Raw genomic sequence first — 16,205 nt, forward strand, 5'->3', positions numbered from 1 at the left:
GGTGAATGATGACGAACCAATTTGACGATTGTTGGTCAGATGGTGTCGTAATCTATTGTCAAATCACGATTATTTTCTTTGTATATGCTCTTATGTGTGGGGCATCACTGCAAATAAGGATATAAAATGCCTGTAATTACTCTTCCTGATGGCAGCCAACGCCATTTCGACCACGCTGTTAGCCCAATGGATGTTGCCCTGGACATCGGTCCTGGTCTCGCGAAGGCGACTATCGCCGGCCGTGTTAACGGTGAGCTGGTGGATGCTTCCGATCTCATCGAAAATGATGCGACGCTTGCAATCATCACCGCGAAAGACGAAGAAGGTCTGGAGATCATTCGTCACTCCTGCGCGCATCTGCTAGGCCATGCCATCAAACAGCTGTGGCCAAACACCAAAATGGCGATCGGTCCGGTTATTGACAACGGTTTCTACTACGACGTTGACCTTGACCACACCCTGACTCAGGAAGATATCGACGCGCTCGAAAAACGTATGCACGAGCTCGCCGAAACGAACTATGACGTCATCAAGAAGAAAGTCAGCTGGCACGAAGCGCGTGAAACCTTCGTGAAGCGCGGCGAGAGCTATAAGGTCTCTATTCTTGACGAAAATATTTCCCATGATGACAAGCCTGGCTTGTACCATCACGAAGAATACGTCGACATGTGCCGTGGACCGCACGTGCCGAACATGCGCTTCTGTCATCACTTTAAGCTGATGAAGATCGCGGGCGCCTACTGGCGTGGCGACAGCAACAACAAGATGTTGCAGCGTATTTATGGTACCGCGTGGGCCGATAAAAAAGCCCTGAACGCGTACCTGCTGCGCCTGGAAGAGGCCGCGAAGCGTGACCACCGTAAAATCGGTAAGCAGCTTGACCTGTACCACATGCAGGAAGAAGCGCCGGGTATGGTGTTCTGGCATAACGATGGCTGGACCATCTTCCGTGAACTGGAAACCTTCGTACGCTCCAAGCTGAAAGAGTACCAGTATCAGGAAGTGAAAGGTCCGTTCATGATGGACCGTGTGCTGTGGGAAAAAACCGGCCACTGGGACAACTACAAAGATGCGATGTTCACCACCTCTTCTGAGAACCGTGAATACTGCATTAAGCCAATGAACTGCCCGGGTCACGTTCAGATCTTCAACCAGGGTCTGAAATCCTACCGCGACCTGCCGCTGCGTATGGCGGAGTTCGGTAGCTGCCATCGTAACGAGCCATCAGGTGCCTTACACGGTCTGATGCGCGTTCGTGGCTTTACTCAGGATGATGCACATATCTTCTGTACGGAAGATCAGGTACGTGATGAAGTTAACGCCTGTATTCGTATGGTCTACGATATGTACAGCACCTTTGGCTTCGAGAAGATCGTGGTCAAACTCTCAACGCGTCCGGAAAAACGTATCGGTAGCGATGAGACCTGGGATCGTGCAGAAGCGGATCTCGCCGTCGCGCTGGAAGAGAACGGTATTCCGTTCGAATACCAGCTGGGTGAGGGCGCATTCTACGGTCCGAAAATTGAATTTACCCTGTATGACTGCCTCGATCGCGCATGGCAGTGCGGTACTGTACAGCTGGACTTCTCCCTGCCTCAGCGTCTTAGCGCCTCTTATGTTGGCGAAGACAACGAGCGTCAGGTGCCGGTAATGATTCACCGCGCAATTCTCGGTTCTCTGGAGCGCTTCATCGGCATCCTGACCGAAGAGTTTGCAGGCTTCTTCCCAACCTGGCTTGCGCCAGTGCAGGTCGTGGTGATGAACATTACCGATTCTCAGGCAGATTACGTTAAAGAATTGACGCAGAAACTACAAAATGCGGGCATTCGCGTAAAAGCAGACTTGAGAAATGAGAAGATTGGCTTTAAAATCCGCGAGCACACTTTACGTCGTGTCCCATATATGTTGGTCTGTGGTGATAAAGAGGTGGAAGCAGGCAAAGTTGCCGTTCGCACCCGCCGTGGTAAAGACCTGGGCAGCCTGGACGTAAGTGAAGTGATTGAGAAGCTGCAACAAGAGATTCGCAGCCGCAGTCTTCAACAACTGGAGGAATAAGGTATTAAAGGCGGAAAACGAGTTCAAACGGCACGTCCGAATCGTATCAATGGCGAGATTCGCGCCCAGGAAGTTCGCTTAACAGATCTTGAAGGTGAACCACTGGGGATTGTGAGTCTGAGAGAAGCGATCGAAAAAGCTGAAGAAGCTGGAGTAGATTTAGTTGAAATCAGCCCTAACGCCGAACCGCCAGTTTGTCGTATCATGGACTACGGCAAGTTCCTTTATGAAAAGAGTAAGTCTTCTAAGGAACAGAAGAAGAAGCAAAAAGTTATCCAGGTTAAGGAAATTAAATTCCGTCCTGGTACCGACGATGGCGATTATCAGGTAAAACTCCGCAGCCTGATTCGCTTTCTGGAAGATGGCGATAAGGCCAAGATCACACTGCGTTTCCGCGGTCGTGAGATGGCCCACCAACAGATCGGTATGGAAGTGCTTAACCGCGTCCGTGACGATCTGAGTGAACTGGCAGTAGTCGAATCCTTCCCTACGAAGATCGAAGGCCGCCAGATGATCATGGTGCTCGCTCCTAAGAAGAAACAGTAAGGCCTTCAAGCAGCAAAATCTGTGGAGCCTTCGGGTTTCATAGGTTTTGTTCGCCTATGTTTCGTTTATTTAACAATGCGAAGTGGAAGTTATTAAGATGCCAAAAATTAAGACCGTACGCGGTGCTGCTAAGCGCTTCAAAAAAACCGGTGGTGGTGGATTTAAGCGTAAGCACGCAAACCTGCGTCATATTCTGACCAAAAAATCTACTAAGCGTAAACGTCACCTGCGTCCAAAAGGCCTTGTTTCTAAAGGCGATCTGGGTCTGGTTATCGCGTGCCTGCCGTACGCATAAGCCGTTAACGTTTAATTTTTTTACTAAGAATATAGATACAGGAGAGCACATATGGCTCGCGTAAAACGTGGTGTAATTGCACGTGCACGTCACAAGAAAATTTTGAAACAAGCTAAAGGCTACTACGGTGCGCGTTCACGCGTTTACCGCGTTGCCTTCCAGGCTGTTATCAAAGCAGGTCAGTACGCTTACCGTGACCGTCGTCAGCGTAAGCGTCAGTTCCGTCAACTGTGGATTGCGCGTATCAACGCAGCAGCACGTCAGAACGGTATTTCTTACAGCAAATTCATCAACGGCCTGAAAAAAGCCTCTGTTGAAATCGACCGTAAGATCCTGGCTGACATCGCAGTATTCGACAAAGTAGCGTTCACCGCTCTGGTCGAAAAAGCGAAAGCAGCACTGGCATAAGCCAGTTGAGAGAGGGAGCTTTGCTCCCTCTTTTGTTTTAACATCATCAGAACATTGACTTTTACCCGTCCAGGCTTTTCAATAAGGTCTTAACGGTTTTTACCCTACAAGGTAACGCAAGCATGAATGCTGCTATTTTCCGCTTCTTCTTTTACTTTAGCACCTGAATTCAGGAGGCTAGCGCGTGAAAGATGAAACGAAAAACAGCGCCAGATAAGCCTCCCGATGGAGGCTTTTTTTGTGCCTGAATTTGAGAGAATAACTCCACCAAATCGGTGTCTGCACCGACATAATGAGGAAAATCATGTCACATCTCGCAGAGCTGGTTGCCAGTGCAACAGCCGCCATTAATCAGGCCTCAGATGTTGCCGCGTTAGACAATGTCCGCGTCGAATATCTTGGTAAAAAAGGGCATTTGACCCTTCAAATGACAACCCTGCGTGAACTGCCGCCAGAAGAACGCCCGGCAGCGGGTGCGGTGATTAACGAGGCCAAAGAGCAGGTTCAGCAGGCGCTGAACGCGCGTAAAGCCGAGCTGGAAAGCGCGGTGCTGAATGCGCGTCTGGCCGCAGAGACGATTGACGTTTCTCTGCCGGGCCGTCGCATTGAAAACGGCGGTCTGCATCCGGTCACCCGTACGATTGACCGCATTGAAAGTTTCTTCGGTGAGCTCGGCTTTACCGTGGCGACTGGCCCGGAAATTGAAGATGATTACCACAACTTCGATGCCCTGAACATTCCTGGCCATCATCCGGCACGCGCTGACCACGACACTTTCTGGTTCGACGCTACGCGTCTGCTGCGTACCCAGACTTCAGGCGTTCAGATCCGCACCATGAAGGATCAGGAACCGCCAATCCGCATTATCGCGCCGGGCCGCGTCTATCGTAACGACTACGATCAGACCCACACCCCAATGTTCCACCAGATGGAAGGTCTGATCGTTGATAAAAACATCAGCTTCACCAATCTGAAGGGCACGCTGCATGATTTCCTGAACAACTTCTTTGAGGAAGATCTGCAGGTTCGTTTCCGTCCGTCCTACTTCCCGTTCACTGAACCGTCCGCGGAAGTTGACGTGATGGGTAAGAACGGCAAATGGCTGGAAGTGCTGGGCTGCGGGATGGTGCATCCAAACGTGCTGCGCAACGTGGGTATCGATCCGGAAGTGTACTCCGGCTTTGCGTTCGGTATGGGCATGGAACGTCTGACCATGCTGCGCTACGGCGTGACCGACTTACGTGCATTCTTCGAAAACGATCTGCGTTTCCTCAAACAGTTTAAATAAGGGCAGGACAGAACAATGAAATTCAGTGAACTGTGGTTACGCGAATGGGTGAACACCACGCTGGACAGCGACGCGCTTTCTAACCAGATCACCATGGCGGGTCTGGAAGTGGACGGCGTTGAGCCGGTTTCCGGTGCCTTCAACGGCGTGGTCGTCGGCGAAGTGGTAGAGTGCGGCCAGCACCCTAACGCTGACAAACTGCGCGTGACAAAAGTGAACGTAGGCGGTGACCGTCTGCTGGATATCGTCTGCGGTGCGCCAAACTGCCGCCAGGGCCTGAAAGTGGCCGTGGCGACCGTGGGAGCGGTGCTGCCGGGCGATTTCAAAATTAAAGCCGCTAAGCTTCGCGGCGAGCCGTCTGAAGGCATGCTGTGCTCGTTCTCCGAGCTGGGTATTTCCGACGATCACAACGGCATCATTGAGCTTCCGCTGGATGCGCCAATCGGTACCGATATCCGCGAATATCTGAAGCTTGATGACAACACCATCGAAATCAGCGTCACGCCAAACCGCGCTGACTGCTTAGGTATCATCGGCGTAGCGCGCGACGTTGCCGTGCTGAACCAGACCGAGCTGAACGCGCCGGAGATCGCGCCGGTTGAAGCGACCATCAGCGACGTACTGCCTATTCAGGTTGACGCTGCGGATGCATGTCCTCGCTACCTTGGTCGCGTGGTGAAAGGCATCAACGTTAAAGCGCCAACCCCGCTGTGGATGAAAGAGAAGCTGCGTCGTTGCGGTATCCGTTCTATCGATGCGGTAGTTGACGTGACTAACTACGTCCTGCTGGAGCTGGGCCAGCCAATGCACGCTTTCGACAAAGATCGTATCGAAGGCGGTATTGTGGTGCGTATGGCGAAAGAGGGCGAAATCCTGGTTCTGCTGGACGGCAGCGAAGCGAAACTGAACGCTGACACGCTGGTGATTGCCGACCACAGCAAAGCGCTGGCAATGGGCGGTATCTTCGGCGGTGAACACTCAGGCGTGAACGATGAGACGCAAAACGTGCTGCTGGAATGTGCGTTCTTCAGCCCGCTTTCCATCACCGGTCGCGCACGTCGTCACGGCCTGCACACCGATGCCTCACACCGCTACGAGCGCGGCGTTGACCCGGCTCTGCAGTATAAAGCGATGGAGCGTGCCACCCGTCTGCTGATCGACATCTGCGGCGGCGAAGCGGGCCCGGTTATTGACGTCACCAGTGAAGAGACTCTGCCGAAGCGCGCGACCATCACCCTGCGTCGCAGCAAGCTGGATCGTTTGATTGGCCACCACGTTGCCGATGCGCAGGTGACCGATATCCTGAAGCGTCTGGGCTGCGACGTGACCGAAGGCCAGGACGAGTGGAAAGCCGTTGCGCCATCCTGGCGTTTCGACATGGAAATCGAAGAAGATCTGGTGGAAGAAGTGGCCCGCGTATACGGCTACAACAACATCCCTGACGAGCCTGTCCAGGCCGGTCTGGTGATGGGTTCCCACCGTGAAGCCGACCTGTCCCTGAAGCGTGTGAAAACCATGCTGAACGACAAAGGCTACCAGGAAGTGATCACCTACAGCTTTGTTGATCCAAAACTGCAGCAGCTGATCCACCCGGGCGAGGAAGCGCTGATCCTGCCAAGCCCAATCTCCAGCGAAATGTCTGCAATGCGTCTGTCCCTGTGGACGGGCCTGCTGGGCACTATCGTTTATAACCAGAATCGCCAGCAAAACCGCGTGCGAATTTTCGAAAGCGGTTTGCGCTTTGTGCCGGATAATCAGGCAAATTTAGGCATCCGTCAGGATCTCATGCTGGCTGGCGCCATCAGCGGTAACCGCTACGAAGAGCACTGGGACCTGGCAAAAGGCACGGTTGATTTCTACGATATGAAGGGCGATCTGGAAGCGATTCTGGATCTGACCGGTAAATTATCTGAAATTGAATTCCGCGCGGAAGCCATCCCGGCCCTGCATCCGGGCCAGAGCGCGGCCATCTATTTAGACGGCAAACGCGTTGGTTTCATTGGGGTTGTTCACCCTGAGCTGGAGCGTAAACTGGACCTGAACGGCCGTACCATCGTGTTCGAGCTGGAATGGAACCTGGTGGCAGACCGCGTGATTCCTCAGGCTCAGGACGTCTCCCGCTTCCCGGCAAACCGCCGTGATATCGCAGTTGTGGTCGCGGAAAATGTGCCCGCAGCAGATATTTTGGCCGAATGTAAGAAAGTTGGCGTAAATCAGGTAGTTGGCGTAAACTTATTTGACGTGTACCGCGGCAAGGGCGTAGCAGAAGGTTTCAAGAGCCTCGCTATTAGCCTTATCCTTCAGGATACCAGCCGTACACTCGAAGAAGAGGAGATTGCCGCTACCGTCGCCAAATGTGTAGAGGCATTAAAAGAGCGATTCCAGGCATCATTGAGGGATTGAACCTATGGCGCTTACAAAAGCTGAAATGTCAGAATATCTGTTTGATAAGCTTGGGCTTAGCAAACGGGATGCCAAAGAGCTGGTAGAGCTGTTTTTCGAAGAGATCCGTCGTGCTCTGGAAAATGGTGAGCAGGTAAAACTCTCCGGTTTTGGTAATTTTGATTTGCGAGACAAAAACCAACGTCCGGGCCGTAACCCGAAGACGGGGGAAGATATTCCCATTACAGCCCGCCGCGTGGTGACCTTCAGACCCGGCCAGAAGTTAAAAAGCCGTGTCGAAAACGCAACGCCCAAAGCAGAGTAATATGAACTAACCAAAAAGGCCGCCCACGCGGCCTTTTTTCTTTGCGCTCTCTGGCAAACCCGCCGTAAAATCAATTACATCTCACGCTACTAATAACCATACACATGCTTGATTATGCCCATCACCAGCACCGTTCCGATCGACGTCGCCTGCTTTTGCTGGTGCTGTTGCTCATTGTCGCCGCGGGTGTGAGCCTCTGCGCCGGCGACAGATGGATAGGGCCAGAAAGCTGGTGGGGGCCTGACGGGCAGCTCTTCGTCTGGCAAATTCGTCTGCCGCGCACCGTCGCGGTGATTCTGGTAGGCGCCGCGCTGGCGCTGTGCGGCACCATTATGCAGGCGTTGTTTGATAACCCGCTGGCGGAGCCCGGGCTACTCGGCGTGTCGAATGGCGCAGGCGTGGGGCTAATTGCGGCGGTGATGCTGGGCGGGGGAGAACTCTCCGGATGGGGAATTAGCCTGAGCGCAATTCTTGGCGCATTGCTGATAACCGCGATCCTTCTTCGCTTCGCCAGACGGCACTTATCCACCAGCCGTCTGCTCCTTGCGGGCGTGGCGCTTGGGATTATCTGCAGCGCGCTGATGACCTGGGCGGTCTACTTTTCGACCTCCTTTGACTTGCGCCAGCTCATGTACTGGATGATGGGCGGCTTTGGCGGCGTTGACTGGCACCAGGGCTGGCTAATGGCGCTGCTGGTGCCGGTTATCGCGTGGGCTACCCTGCAGGCGCAGCCGCTGAATATGCTCGCGTTGGGTGAAACCTCTGCCCGCCAGCTCGGCATGCCGATAGGGTTCTGGCGTAATGTGCTGGTCATCGCCATTGGCTGGCTGGTCGGCGTCAGCGTCGCTCTGGCGGGGGCGATTGGCTTTATCGGGCTGGTTATTCCGCACATGCTGCGTCTGTGTGGCCTCACGGACCATCGAACCTTACTTCCGGCCTCGGCTGTTGCCGGTGCCGTCACGCTGCTGGTGGCCGATATCATCGCCCGGCTTGCCCTGACAGCCGCCGAGCTGCCCATTGGCGTAGTGACCGCCACGCTGGGCGCGCCGGTCTTTATCTGGCTACTATTAAAAGCTGGACGTTAAATCGACAATCTGAGGAAATACTATGCAGTCAGATATCCTGAATACGAAAGTGACCACCATTGATGGCGATAACACCACGCTTGAAGGCTACAAAGGCAACGTGCTGCTCATCGTCAACGTGGCATCCAAATGTGGCCTGACACCGCAGTACGAGCAACTGGAAAACATTCAGAAGGCCTGGGAGAAAGACGGTTTCACCGTGCTGGGTTTCCCGTGCAACCAGTTCCTGGGCCAGGAGCCGGGCAGCGAAGAGGAGATCAAAACGTTCTGTAGCACCACCTACGGCGTCACGTTCCCGCTGTTCAGCAAAATTGACGTCAACGGTGACGATCGCCACCCGCTGTATGCGAAGCTCATCGCTGCCGCACCGAAAGCCGTTGCGCCGGAAGGAAGCGGTTTTTATGAACGCATGGCAAGCAAAGGCCGCGCGCCGCTCTATCCGGACGATATTCTGTGGAACTTCGAAAAATTCCTGATTGGTCGTGATGGCCAGGTCGTACAGCGTTTTTCCCCGGATATGACGCCTGAAGATCCGATCGTCATGGAATCTATCAAGCTGGCGCTGGCGAAATAATGTCGTTGCTGATGCAGCTCACGGACGTTGCCGAGAAGGGACGTCTGGAGCCGATAACCGGTACCCTCAATGCGGGAGAAATCCTGCATCTTGTCGGGCCGAACGGCGCAGGGAAAAGCACGCTGCTTGCTCGGATGGCAGGCCTGACCGGCGGAGCAGGGAAGATAACGTTGCTGGAGCATACGCTTGCTGACTGGTCGCCGGTCTCGCTGGCGCATCGGCGCAGTTACCTCGTGCAGCAGCAGGTGCCTCCCTTTGCCATGCCTGTCTGGCACTATCTGATGCTGCATTTGCACGACAAACAACATACGGCACTGCTGACGGACGTGGCTGCGGCCCTGGGGCTGGAAGATAAACTGTCCCGGCATGTCAGCCAGCTTTCCGGGGGAGAGTGGCAGCGGGTGCGTCTGGCGGCAGTCATCGTTCAGATCCACCCGGCCGGTAACCCTCACGGGCGGCTGCTGCTTCTCGATGAACCCATGAGCGGCCTGGACGTGGCGCAGCAGGCGGCGCTGGATACGCTGTTAAGCGCCCTGAGCCGAAAAGGCATCGCGGTGGTGATGAGCAGTCATGACCTCAATCATACCTTGCGTCATGCTCACCGGGTGTGGCTACTTTCGCGTGGAAAGATGATCGCCAGCGGCACGCGGGATCGGGTTCTTACGCCGCCCAATCTTGCCCGCGCGTACAATATGTCGTTCCGCAGGCTGGATATAGAGGGACATAAGATGCTGATTTCTACCGGCCAAGAGTAACCGTTTCTTGCCTGTGAGCGCGATTGCACGCTAAATTACGAAAAGAACAAAAAAAGCAGAGGATTCGTCTGAAATGCGATTCTGGTTTCTCCTGATGGCAGCACTCTTTCTTGCGGGATGCAGCAGCCATCGTGCCCCGCCGCCTAACCCACGGCTTTCAGATTCGATTACCGTCATCGCCAGCCTGAACGATCAGCTGAGCAACTGGCGCGGTACGCCCTATCGCTACGGCGGCATGAGCCGGGGTGGTGTGGATTGCTCCGGCTTTGTTCTGATGACATTTCGCGACAAGTTTGATTTACAGCTTCCGCGCGAAACGCGCAAGCAGGCTGAAATCGGCACTGAAATTGATAAAGACGAACTTCTGCCAGGGGACCTGGTTTTCTTTAAAACCGGATCGGGTGAAAGCGGTCTTCATGTGGGGATATATGATACAGATAATCAGTTTATTCATGCCTCAACCAGCCGCGGCGTGATGCGCTCTTCTCTTGATAATGTTTACTGGCGTAAAAATTTCTGGCAGGCACGACGTATATAGTCTGCGTCGGACACATCTCTTATGACGGCATGGTAACTAATAAATCATGCCGTTTTCTCAAATAAGATGATTAAAGTTAAATTTACCTAAATTAGCGAAGTCCGCATGTGACTGTTTTATCTAAAACTGGCTATTATTCTGTAACCAGGATAAGATCTATTTTAGATTCAGGGATAAATCTGAAAATTAATACGGAACTAATGAAATTAATCTTATTAAAATCAAGACAGTGGAATTGTGTCGGCAATTGCTCCAGGATGTCCTCTCTCATTTTTAATGCGGGGCGAGTGCAATGATTATTACGCTAGATAATGCTTACCAGTCTGAACTGCTGCTTCTGCCTGCCCGTAATAGTGCAGGTGAGCTTAAAGGTTTAGAAATTCTGGTTAACTTTACTGGCGTCGGCAGCGATGTGAGGATCCCCACTGAGCTCGTTATCCCAAGGCTTTCAGCAGCCGAAGAGTTAGAACTGTTTAACGAAAAACTGCAATTGCTTGATACCTGCAAACTGTTTTTTATTCAGCATCAGTTAATTGCATGGATCAATATTACACCCGTAATTGTTGAGTTTTTATTAAGTAATGGGAACGCTGTTTCAATCCTTGAGCGTTATCCGTTTCTTGAGTTTACTGTTAATGAGAACTATCCAGGTTTAAATAACGGAAAGGACGATCTGCAGCTGGCGAGAATGGCGATCCATTTCCCGTTGGTTCTGGCAAACTTTGGCGCAGGCGCTGCATCGCTCAAAGCGGTCTATGACGGATTATTTAAACGGGTCATTCTCGATAAAGGTTTCATTCAGCAGCGTGCCCCGGAGCTCTCTTTTGAGCCATTTATGCGCGCCATCCTCTGGCAAATCACGCCGCACTGCCAGTCGGTGATCGTCTCCGGCATTGACGACCACGGCCTGTTGCAGCGCGTCCTGTCCTTCAATTTTGGCGCAATGCAGGGGGCGCTCTGGCCTGCCGTCTCTGCCGAACACGTCACTACGCTGGTTCAGCAGCGATAACCCTTGCTTTCGCCCGTGTTTAAGTCCGGGTAAACCCTCTACACTAAAAGCAGGAGGACTTATGACCCTGTCTTTTACTGCTCACTGGCATGACGAGTTGCCTGGCTTTTACACCGCACTCAAACCAACACCGTTACAAAATTCACGCCTTATATGGCATAACGACCGGCTGGCAGATGAGCTGGCTATTCCGCCTGAGCTGTTTCAGCCTTCAGCGGGCGCAGGCGTCTGGGGAGGCGAAACGCTGCTCGCCGGTATGCAACCTCTGGCGCAGGTCTATAGCGGACATCAGTTTGGCGTCTGGGCGGGGCAACTGGGCGACGGCAGGGGGATCCTGCTCGGCGAACAGCAGCTTTCCAACGGGGAGACGGTTGACTGGCACCTGAAAGGCGCAGGTCTTACCCCCTATTCGCGAATGGGCGACGGGCGTGCGGTACTGCGTTCAACCATTCGCGAATGCCTGGGATCTGAAGCGATGCATGCGCTGGGTATCCCCACCACCCGCACGCTGTCGATTGTTACCAGCGATACGCCGGTTGCGCGCGAAACGATGGAAAAAGGGGCAATGCTGATGCGCATTGCGCAAAGCCATTTGCGCTTCGGTCATTTCGAGCACTTTTACTATCGCCGCGAGCCGGACAAGGTTCGCCAGCTTGCGGACTTTGCCATTCGTCACCACTGGGCACATTTGCAAGACGAGGCGGATAAATACGTTCTCTGGTTCAGGGACGTAGTGGCCCGTACCGCCACCCTGATTGCCCGCTGGCAAACGGTAGGCTTTGCCCATGGCGTCATGAATACGGACAATATGTCGATCCTCGGGCTGACCTTTGACTACGGTCCGTTTGGCTTCCTCGATGATTATCAGCCTGGGTACATCTGCAACCACTCCGACTACCAGGGGCGTTACAGCTTTGACAACCAGCCGGCGGTCGGCCTGTGGAACCTGCAGCGACTTGCGCAAACCCTGTCGCCGTTTATCGACGTGGATGCCCTGAACGATGCCCTCGACGGCTATCAGGACATTTTGCTGCGGGAATATGGCACGCTGATGCGCAACAAGCTCGGGCTGGTGACGCAGGAGAGGGGCGATAACGATATCCTCAACGGCCTGTTTGCTCTGATGGCGCGTGAGGGCAGCGATTACACCCGAACCTTCCGAATGCTGGGCCAGACGGAGCAGCACAGCGCGGCCTCGCCGCTGCGCGACGAGTTTATTGACAGGCAGGCGTTTGACGACTGGTTTGCTCAGTACCGCGCGCGGCTGCAGCAGGAGCAAGTGGATGACGCTACCCGCCAGACGCAGATGAACGCCACTAACCCGGCGATGGTATTGCGCAACTGGCTGGCGCAGCGGGCGATTGAGCAGGCAGAGCAGGGCGAATACGACGAATTGCACCGCCTGCACGTGGCGTTACGCACGCCGTTTGCCGACCGGGATGATGACTACGTCAGCCGCCCGCCTGACTGGGGCAAGCGGCTGGAGGTCAGCTGCTCGAGCTAACCCTGTTTGTCGGGTGGCGGCTTCGCTTACCCGGCCGACAAATCACTGCGCAACCCAGCCGCCATCCATATTCCACGCGGCGCCGCGTACGTTCACGGCGCTGTTGCTGCACAAAAACAGCGTCAGTTCGCCCAGCTGTTCCGGGGTGACAAATTCCCCGGAAGGCTGTTTCTCCCCCAGAAGCTGGTCGCGCGCCAGATCCGGCGCGACGCCATCCGCAATGCGTTTGTCGATTTGCTGTTGCACCAGCGGCGTCAGTACCCAGCCGGGGCAGAGCGCATTTGCGGTAATACCGGTGCGGGCGGTTTCCAGCGCCAGCGACTTGGTAAAGCCCACCACGCCATGCTTGGCGGCCACGTAAGCTGACTTCTCTTTTGAGGCCACCAGCCCGTGAACCGAGGCGATATTGATAATGCGCCCCCAGTTTTTCTCCCGCATGGCAGGCAGCGCCAGCCGGCTGGTGTGAAATACCGCTGAAAGGTTAATGGCGATAATGTCGTTCCACTTCTCTACCGGAAATGCATCAACCGGGGCCACGTGCTGTATGCCCGCGTTGTTGACCAGGATGTCCACGCCGCCGAACTGCGTATCGGCGTAGCGCATCAGGGCTTCAATCTGCAGGACATCGCGCAGATCCGCATCGTGATAGCCCGGCTTTTTGCCCAGCTGCGCAATCTCAGCGCGCGCCAATTCGCTGTCGCCGAAACCGTTAAGGATCACCTGTGCCCCGGCTTTCGCCAGCACGCGGGCGATCCCCAGGCCAATACCGCTCGTTGAGCCGGTCACCAGTGCGGTTTTACCGTTCAGATTCATTTTTTTCTCCTTACACAATGCCGGTCAGATAGAACACGGCAATGACAAAAAGCACTGCCAGACTTTTAATGATTGTGATAGCGAAAATGCCGCCGTAGGCCTGACGATGGCTCAGGCCGGTGATCGCCAGCAGGGTAATCACCGCGCCGTTATGGGGAAGGGTATCCATCCCCCCGCTTGCCATGGAGGCCACGCGGTGCAGCACCTCAAGAGGGATATTGGCTGCGTGGGCGGCAGCGACAAACGTGTCGGCCATGGCCGCCAGAGCAATGCTCATCCCGCCGGATGCCGAGCCGGTGATCCCCGCCAGAACGGTCACGCTGATGGCCTCATTAAGCAGCGGATTCGGGATCGCCGCCAGCGCTTTGGATAACACCAGAAAACCGGGCAGGGCGGCGATAACCGCGCCAAAACCGTATTCCGAAGCGGTGTTCATTGCGGCCAGAATGGCACCGCTGACCGCGGTGCGGCTGCCTTCTGCCAGGCGTCCGCGGATATTGCGAAAGCCAAAAATCAGCACCAGCACGATACCGGAGATCAGCGCCGCTTCCACCGCCCAGATGGCGGTGATCTTGCTGACCTCGGTCACAATCGGCTTCGCCAGTCCGGGCAGGGTAAGCTCGTGGCTTGTGCCGTACCAGCCGGGGATCCAGCGGGTAAACAGCAGGTTGAGGATCCCCACCAGCAGCAGAGGGGAGATGGCAATCAGCGGGTGAGGCAGGTTAATGTTGTCCGGCGTTTCCGGTTCATTTTTCAGATCCGTGCCGTAACCCTCGTTGTTATTGAGCGCCTTACGACGCTGGCGCTCGAGCCACAGCAGGCCAAAACAGATAATAAACAGCGAGCCGATGAGCCCCAGCCACGGCGCGGCCCAGGCGTTAGTGCCGAAGAAGCTGGTGGGGATAATGTTCTGGATCTGCGGCGTGCCGGGCAGGGCGTCCATGGTAAACGAGAATGCTCCGAGCGCCACGGTGGCCGGGATCAGCCGTTTAGGGATGCCGCTCTGGCGGAACAGCTCGGCGGCAAACGGATACACCGCAAACGCCACCACAAACAGCGACACGCCGCCGTAGGTTAACAGCGCGCACACGAGGACAATCACCGGGATCGCGTGGCGACGGCCGAGGATCTGAATCGCCGCGGCGACGATGGACCGTGAGAAACCGGAGAGTTCAATCAGCTTGCCAAACACTGCGCCCAGCAGGAATACCGGGAAGTAGAGCTTGACGAAGCCCACCATTTTTTCCATAAACAGGCCGGTGAACGTCGGGCCGACGGCGCCCGGGTCGGTCAGCAGCACGGCGCCGAGCGCCGCAATCGGCGCAAACAAAATCACGCTATATCCGCGATAGGCCGCCAGCATCAGCAGAGCCAGCGCCCCCAGGGCAATTAACACACTCATTACGACTCCTTACTCTTGTTATATTCGGGTACTAACGAGATGTTTAACGCTCGACGGTCAGGGCGATGCCTTGCCCGCCGCCTACGCACAGGGTGACGAGCCCTTTTTTGACGTCACGGCGCTGCATTTCGTGCAGCAGCGTCACGAGGATGCGGCAGCCGGATGCGCCAATCGGATGACCGAGAGCGATTGCCCCGCCGTTGACATTCACCTTGCGCTCATCCCAGCCGAGCTGCTGGCCCACCGCCAGCGCCTGTGCGGCAAAGGCTTCATTGGCTTCAATAAGGTCCACGTCATCCAGCGTCCAGCCCGCCCGCGCCAGCGCCGTCCGGCAGGCGCTGACCGGACCGATGCCCATCACCGACGGGTCAACGCCCGTCACGGCATAACTCACGATGCGTCCGAGGATCGGCAGCCCGCTCTCCCGGGCGCGTTCCTCGCTCATCAGCAGCACCGCAGCGGCACCGTCGTTGAGCGTCGAGGCGTTGCCTGCTGTGACCGTGCCTTCCTCGTGCAAAAAAGCGGGGCGCAGCTGCGCAAGCTGCCCGGCGGTGGTCCCTGGCCGGGGCTGTTCATCACAGCTGACAACCTGCGGCGGCTTTTTGCCCTGCTTCACCGTCACCGGCGCTATCTCGGCGTCAAACCGACCGGACTCAATGGCGGACGCCGCTTTTTGCTGCGATCGGGCGGCGAAGGCGTCCTGCTGCTCGCGAGAAATACCGTACTGTCGGGCAACGTTTTCAGCGGTGATGCCCATGTGGTAATCGTTGAACGCGTCCCACAGACCGTCCGTAATCATGCTGTCCTGCAGGCCCGTATGCCCAAAACGTAATCCTGCTCGCGCCCCGTCCAGCAGATAGGGGGCGTTGCTCATGCTCTCCTGACCGCCTGCGATAACCACGTCGGCGTCACCGCAGCGGATCGCCTGCGCGGCGAGCTGCACCGCTTTTAAGCCCGCGCCGCACACCAGATTGACCGTTGTCGCCGGCGTGGTGACGGGTAATCCGGCGGCGATAGCCGTCTGGCGCGCCGGGTTTTGCCCGCATCCCGCCGTCAGCACCTGACCGAAAATCACCTCGTCAATCTTCTCAGCGCTAAGACCGCTGTTCTCAAGCAGGCGACGGACCGCTGCGGCACCCAGCTCAGCCGCAGAGAGAGGCGCGAGCGATCCGCGAAAACTGCCGACAGGGGTACGCGTTGCCCCGACAATCATGACCTGTTTCATG

The 16,205-nt window shown here is 55.6% G+C and carries 17 protein-coding genes and 1 other annotated feature; of the genes, 14 read left to right on the forward strand and 3 right to left on the reverse strand.

Annotated elements, in window-relative coordinates; genetic code table 11:
• Window positions 1-126 precede the first annotated feature (126 nt).
• From thrS to selO, 14 genes are all read left to right on the forward strand, one after another.
• The gene (gene thrS / locus AC3WOK_RS02575; RefSeq protein ID WP_025757343.1) at window positions 127-2,055 is read left to right on the forward strand and encodes a threonine--tRNA ligase; all 1,929 of its coding nucleotides are present in this window, start codon (window positions 127-129) and stop codon (window positions 2,053-2,055) included.
• Window positions 2,056-2,058: 3 nt separating this feature from the next.
• Window positions 2,059-2,601: a translation initiation factor IF-3 gene (gene infC, locus AC3WOK_RS02580; protein WP_014069901.1), complete on the forward strand. Its 543-nt coding sequence runs from the start codon at window positions 2,059-2,061 to the stop codon at window positions 2,599-2,601.
• A gap of 97 nt (window positions 2,602-2,698) precedes the next feature.
• A complete protein-coding gene (gene rpmI, locus AC3WOK_RS02585) occupies window positions 2,699-2,896 on the forward strand; it encodes a 50S ribosomal protein L35 (protein WP_003030583.1) in 198 nt (65 codons plus the stop codon).
• Window positions 2,897-2,947: 51 nt separating this feature from the next.
• A complete protein-coding gene (gene rplT, locus AC3WOK_RS02590) occupies window positions 2,948-3,304 on the forward strand; it encodes a 50S ribosomal protein L20 (protein ID WP_000124850.1) in 357 nt (118 codons plus the stop codon).
• Window positions 3,305-3,421: 117 nt separating this feature from the next.
• Window positions 3,422-3,546, forward strand: a sequence feature (Phe leader region).
• Window positions 3,427-3,471, forward strand: a complete 45-nt coding sequence (pheM, locus tag AC3WOK_RS02595; RefSeq protein ID WP_001386830.1) for a pheST operon leader peptide PheM — start codon at window positions 3,427-3,429, stop codon at window positions 3,469-3,471. Its footprint overlaps the feature before it by 45 nt.
• Before the next feature lie 62 nt (window positions 3,547-3,608).
• The gene (gene pheS, locus AC3WOK_RS02600; protein ID WP_010426091.1) at window positions 3,609-4,592 is read left to right on the forward strand and encodes a phenylalanine--tRNA ligase subunit alpha; all 984 of its coding nucleotides are present in this window, start codon (window positions 3,609-3,611) and stop codon (window positions 4,590-4,592) included.
• A gap of 15 nt (window positions 4,593-4,607) precedes the next feature.
• The gene (pheT, locus tag AC3WOK_RS02605) at window positions 4,608-6,995 is read left to right on the forward strand and encodes a phenylalanine--tRNA ligase subunit beta (RefSeq protein ID WP_492353876.1); all 2,388 of its coding nucleotides are present in this window, start codon (window positions 4,608-4,610) and stop codon (window positions 6,993-6,995) included.
• 4 nt (window positions 6,996-6,999) lie between these two features.
• Window positions 7,000-7,299, forward strand: a complete 300-nt coding sequence (gene ihfA / locus AC3WOK_RS02610; protein WP_003857805.1) for an integration host factor subunit alpha — start codon at window positions 7,000-7,002, stop codon at window positions 7,297-7,299.
• Window positions 7,300-7,403: 104 nt separating this feature from the next.
• Window positions 7,404-8,384 carry a vitamin B12 ABC transporter permease BtuC gene (gene btuC / locus AC3WOK_RS02615; protein WP_063429769.1) on the forward strand — a complete coding sequence of 327 codons (981 nt, stop codon included), beginning with the start codon at window positions 7,404-7,406 and terminating at the stop codon, window positions 8,382-8,384.
• A gap of 22 nt (window positions 8,385-8,406) precedes the next feature.
• Window positions 8,407-8,958, forward strand: coding sequence for a glutathione peroxidase (locus tag AC3WOK_RS02620; RefSeq protein WP_047348863.1), 552 nt, complete (start codon window positions 8,407-8,409; stop codon window positions 8,956-8,958).
• Window positions 8,958-9,713, forward strand: coding sequence for a vitamin B12 ABC transporter ATP-binding protein BtuD (btuD, locus tag AC3WOK_RS02625; protein ID WP_063955983.1), 756 nt, complete (start codon window positions 8,958-8,960; stop codon window positions 9,711-9,713). Before AC3WOK_RS02620 ends, btuD begins: the two co-directional genes overlap by 1 nt.
• A 73-nt stretch (window positions 9,714-9,786) precedes the next feature.
• The gene (locus tag AC3WOK_RS02630) at window positions 9,787-10,251 is read left to right on the forward strand and encodes an NlpC/P60 family protein (RefSeq protein ID WP_028017229.1); all 465 of its coding nucleotides are present in this window, start codon (window positions 9,787-9,789) and stop codon (window positions 10,249-10,251) included.
• Between the two features lie 292 nt (window positions 10,252-10,543).
• Window positions 10,544-11,260, forward strand: a complete 717-nt coding sequence (locus tag AC3WOK_RS02635; protein ID WP_047348861.1) for an EAL domain-containing protein — start codon at window positions 10,544-10,546, stop codon at window positions 11,258-11,260.
• 61 nt (window positions 11,261-11,321) lie between these two features.
• The gene (gene selO / locus AC3WOK_RS02640) at window positions 11,322-12,764 is read left to right on the forward strand and encodes a protein adenylyltransferase SelO (RefSeq protein WP_492353877.1); all 1,443 of its coding nucleotides are present in this window, start codon (window positions 11,322-11,324) and stop codon (window positions 12,762-12,764) included.
• Between the two features lie 42 nt (window positions 12,765-12,806).
• Here the strand turns inward: selO and AC3WOK_RS02645 are convergent, their stop codons facing one another.
• From AC3WOK_RS02645 to AC3WOK_RS02655, 3 genes are read right to left on the reverse strand one after another with little or no spacing between them, the layout of a single operon-like run.
• Window positions 12,807-13,577: a 3-hydroxybutyrate dehydrogenase gene (locus AC3WOK_RS02645; protein WP_063429774.1), complete on the reverse strand. Its 771-nt coding sequence runs from the start codon at window positions 13,575-13,577 to the stop codon at window positions 12,807-12,809.
• A gap of 10 nt (window positions 13,578-13,587) precedes the next feature.
• On the reverse strand, window positions 13,588-14,979 hold the full coding sequence (locus AC3WOK_RS02650) for a GntP family permease (RefSeq protein WP_063955991.1): 1,392 nt from the start codon (window positions 14,977-14,979) through the stop codon (window positions 13,588-13,590).
• Window positions 14,980-15,022: 43 nt separating this feature from the next.
• Entirely contained in the window at window positions 15,023-16,204 is a 1,182-nt protein-coding gene (locus tag AC3WOK_RS02655; protein WP_063955993.1) for an acetyl-CoA C-acetyltransferase, read from the reverse strand.
• Window position 16,205 lies beyond the last annotated feature (1 nt).

This window comes from Enterobacter sp. FW301-JW81 (assembly GCF_058788735.1).

Excerpts from the sequence above, each read along its gene's own strand:
- thrS (WP_025757343.1), top strand. The coding sequence starts at position 127 with ATGCCTGTAATTACTCTTCCTGATGGCAGCCAACGCCATTTCGACCAC.
- rpmI (WP_003030583.1), top strand. The coding sequence starts at position 2,699 with ATGCCAAAAATTAAGACCGTACGCGGTGCTGCTAAGCGCTTCAAAAAA.
- rplT (WP_000124850.1), top strand. The coding sequence starts at position 2,948 with ATGGCTCGCGTAAAACGTGGTGTAATTGCACGTGCACGTCACAAGAAA.
- pheS (WP_010426091.1), top strand. The coding sequence starts at position 3,609 with ATGTCACATCTCGCAGAGCTGGTTGCCAGTGCAACAGCCGCCATTAAT.
- pheT (WP_492353876.1), top strand. The coding sequence starts at position 4,608 with ATGAAATTCAGTGAACTGTGGTTACGCGAATGGGTGAACACCACGCTG.
- ihfA (WP_003857805.1), top strand. The coding sequence starts at position 7,000 with ATGGCGCTTACAAAAGCTGAAATGTCAGAATATCTGTTTGATAAGCTT.
- btuC (WP_063429769.1), top strand. The coding sequence starts at position 7,404 with ATGCTTGATTATGCCCATCACCAGCACCGTTCCGATCGACGTCGCCTG.
- AC3WOK_RS02620 (WP_047348863.1), top strand. The coding sequence starts at position 8,407 with ATGCAGTCAGATATCCTGAATACGAAAGTGACCACCATTGATGGCGAT.
- btuD (WP_063955983.1), top strand. The coding sequence starts at position 8,958 with ATGTCGTTGCTGATGCAGCTCACGGACGTTGCCGAGAAGGGACGTCTG.
- AC3WOK_RS02630 (WP_028017229.1), top strand. The coding sequence starts at position 9,787 with ATGCGATTCTGGTTTCTCCTGATGGCAGCACTCTTTCTTGCGGGATGC.
- AC3WOK_RS02635 (WP_047348861.1), top strand. The coding sequence starts at position 10,544 with ATGATTATTACGCTAGATAATGCTTACCAGTCTGAACTGCTGCTTCTG.
- selO (WP_492353877.1), top strand. The coding sequence starts at position 11,322 with ATGACCCTGTCTTTTACTGCTCACTGGCATGACGAGTTGCCTGGCTTT.
- AC3WOK_RS02645 (WP_063429774.1), bottom strand. The coding sequence starts at position 13,577 with ATGAATCTGAACGGTAAAACCGCACTGGTGACCGGCTCAACGAGCGGT.
- AC3WOK_RS02650 (WP_063955991.1), bottom strand. The coding sequence starts at position 14,979 with ATGAGTGTGTTAATTGCCCTGGGGGCGCTGGCTCTGCTGATGCTGGCG.
- AC3WOK_RS02655 (WP_063955993.1), bottom strand. The coding sequence starts at position 16,204 with ATGAAACAGGTCATGATTGTCGGGGCAACGCGTACCCCTGTCGGCAGT.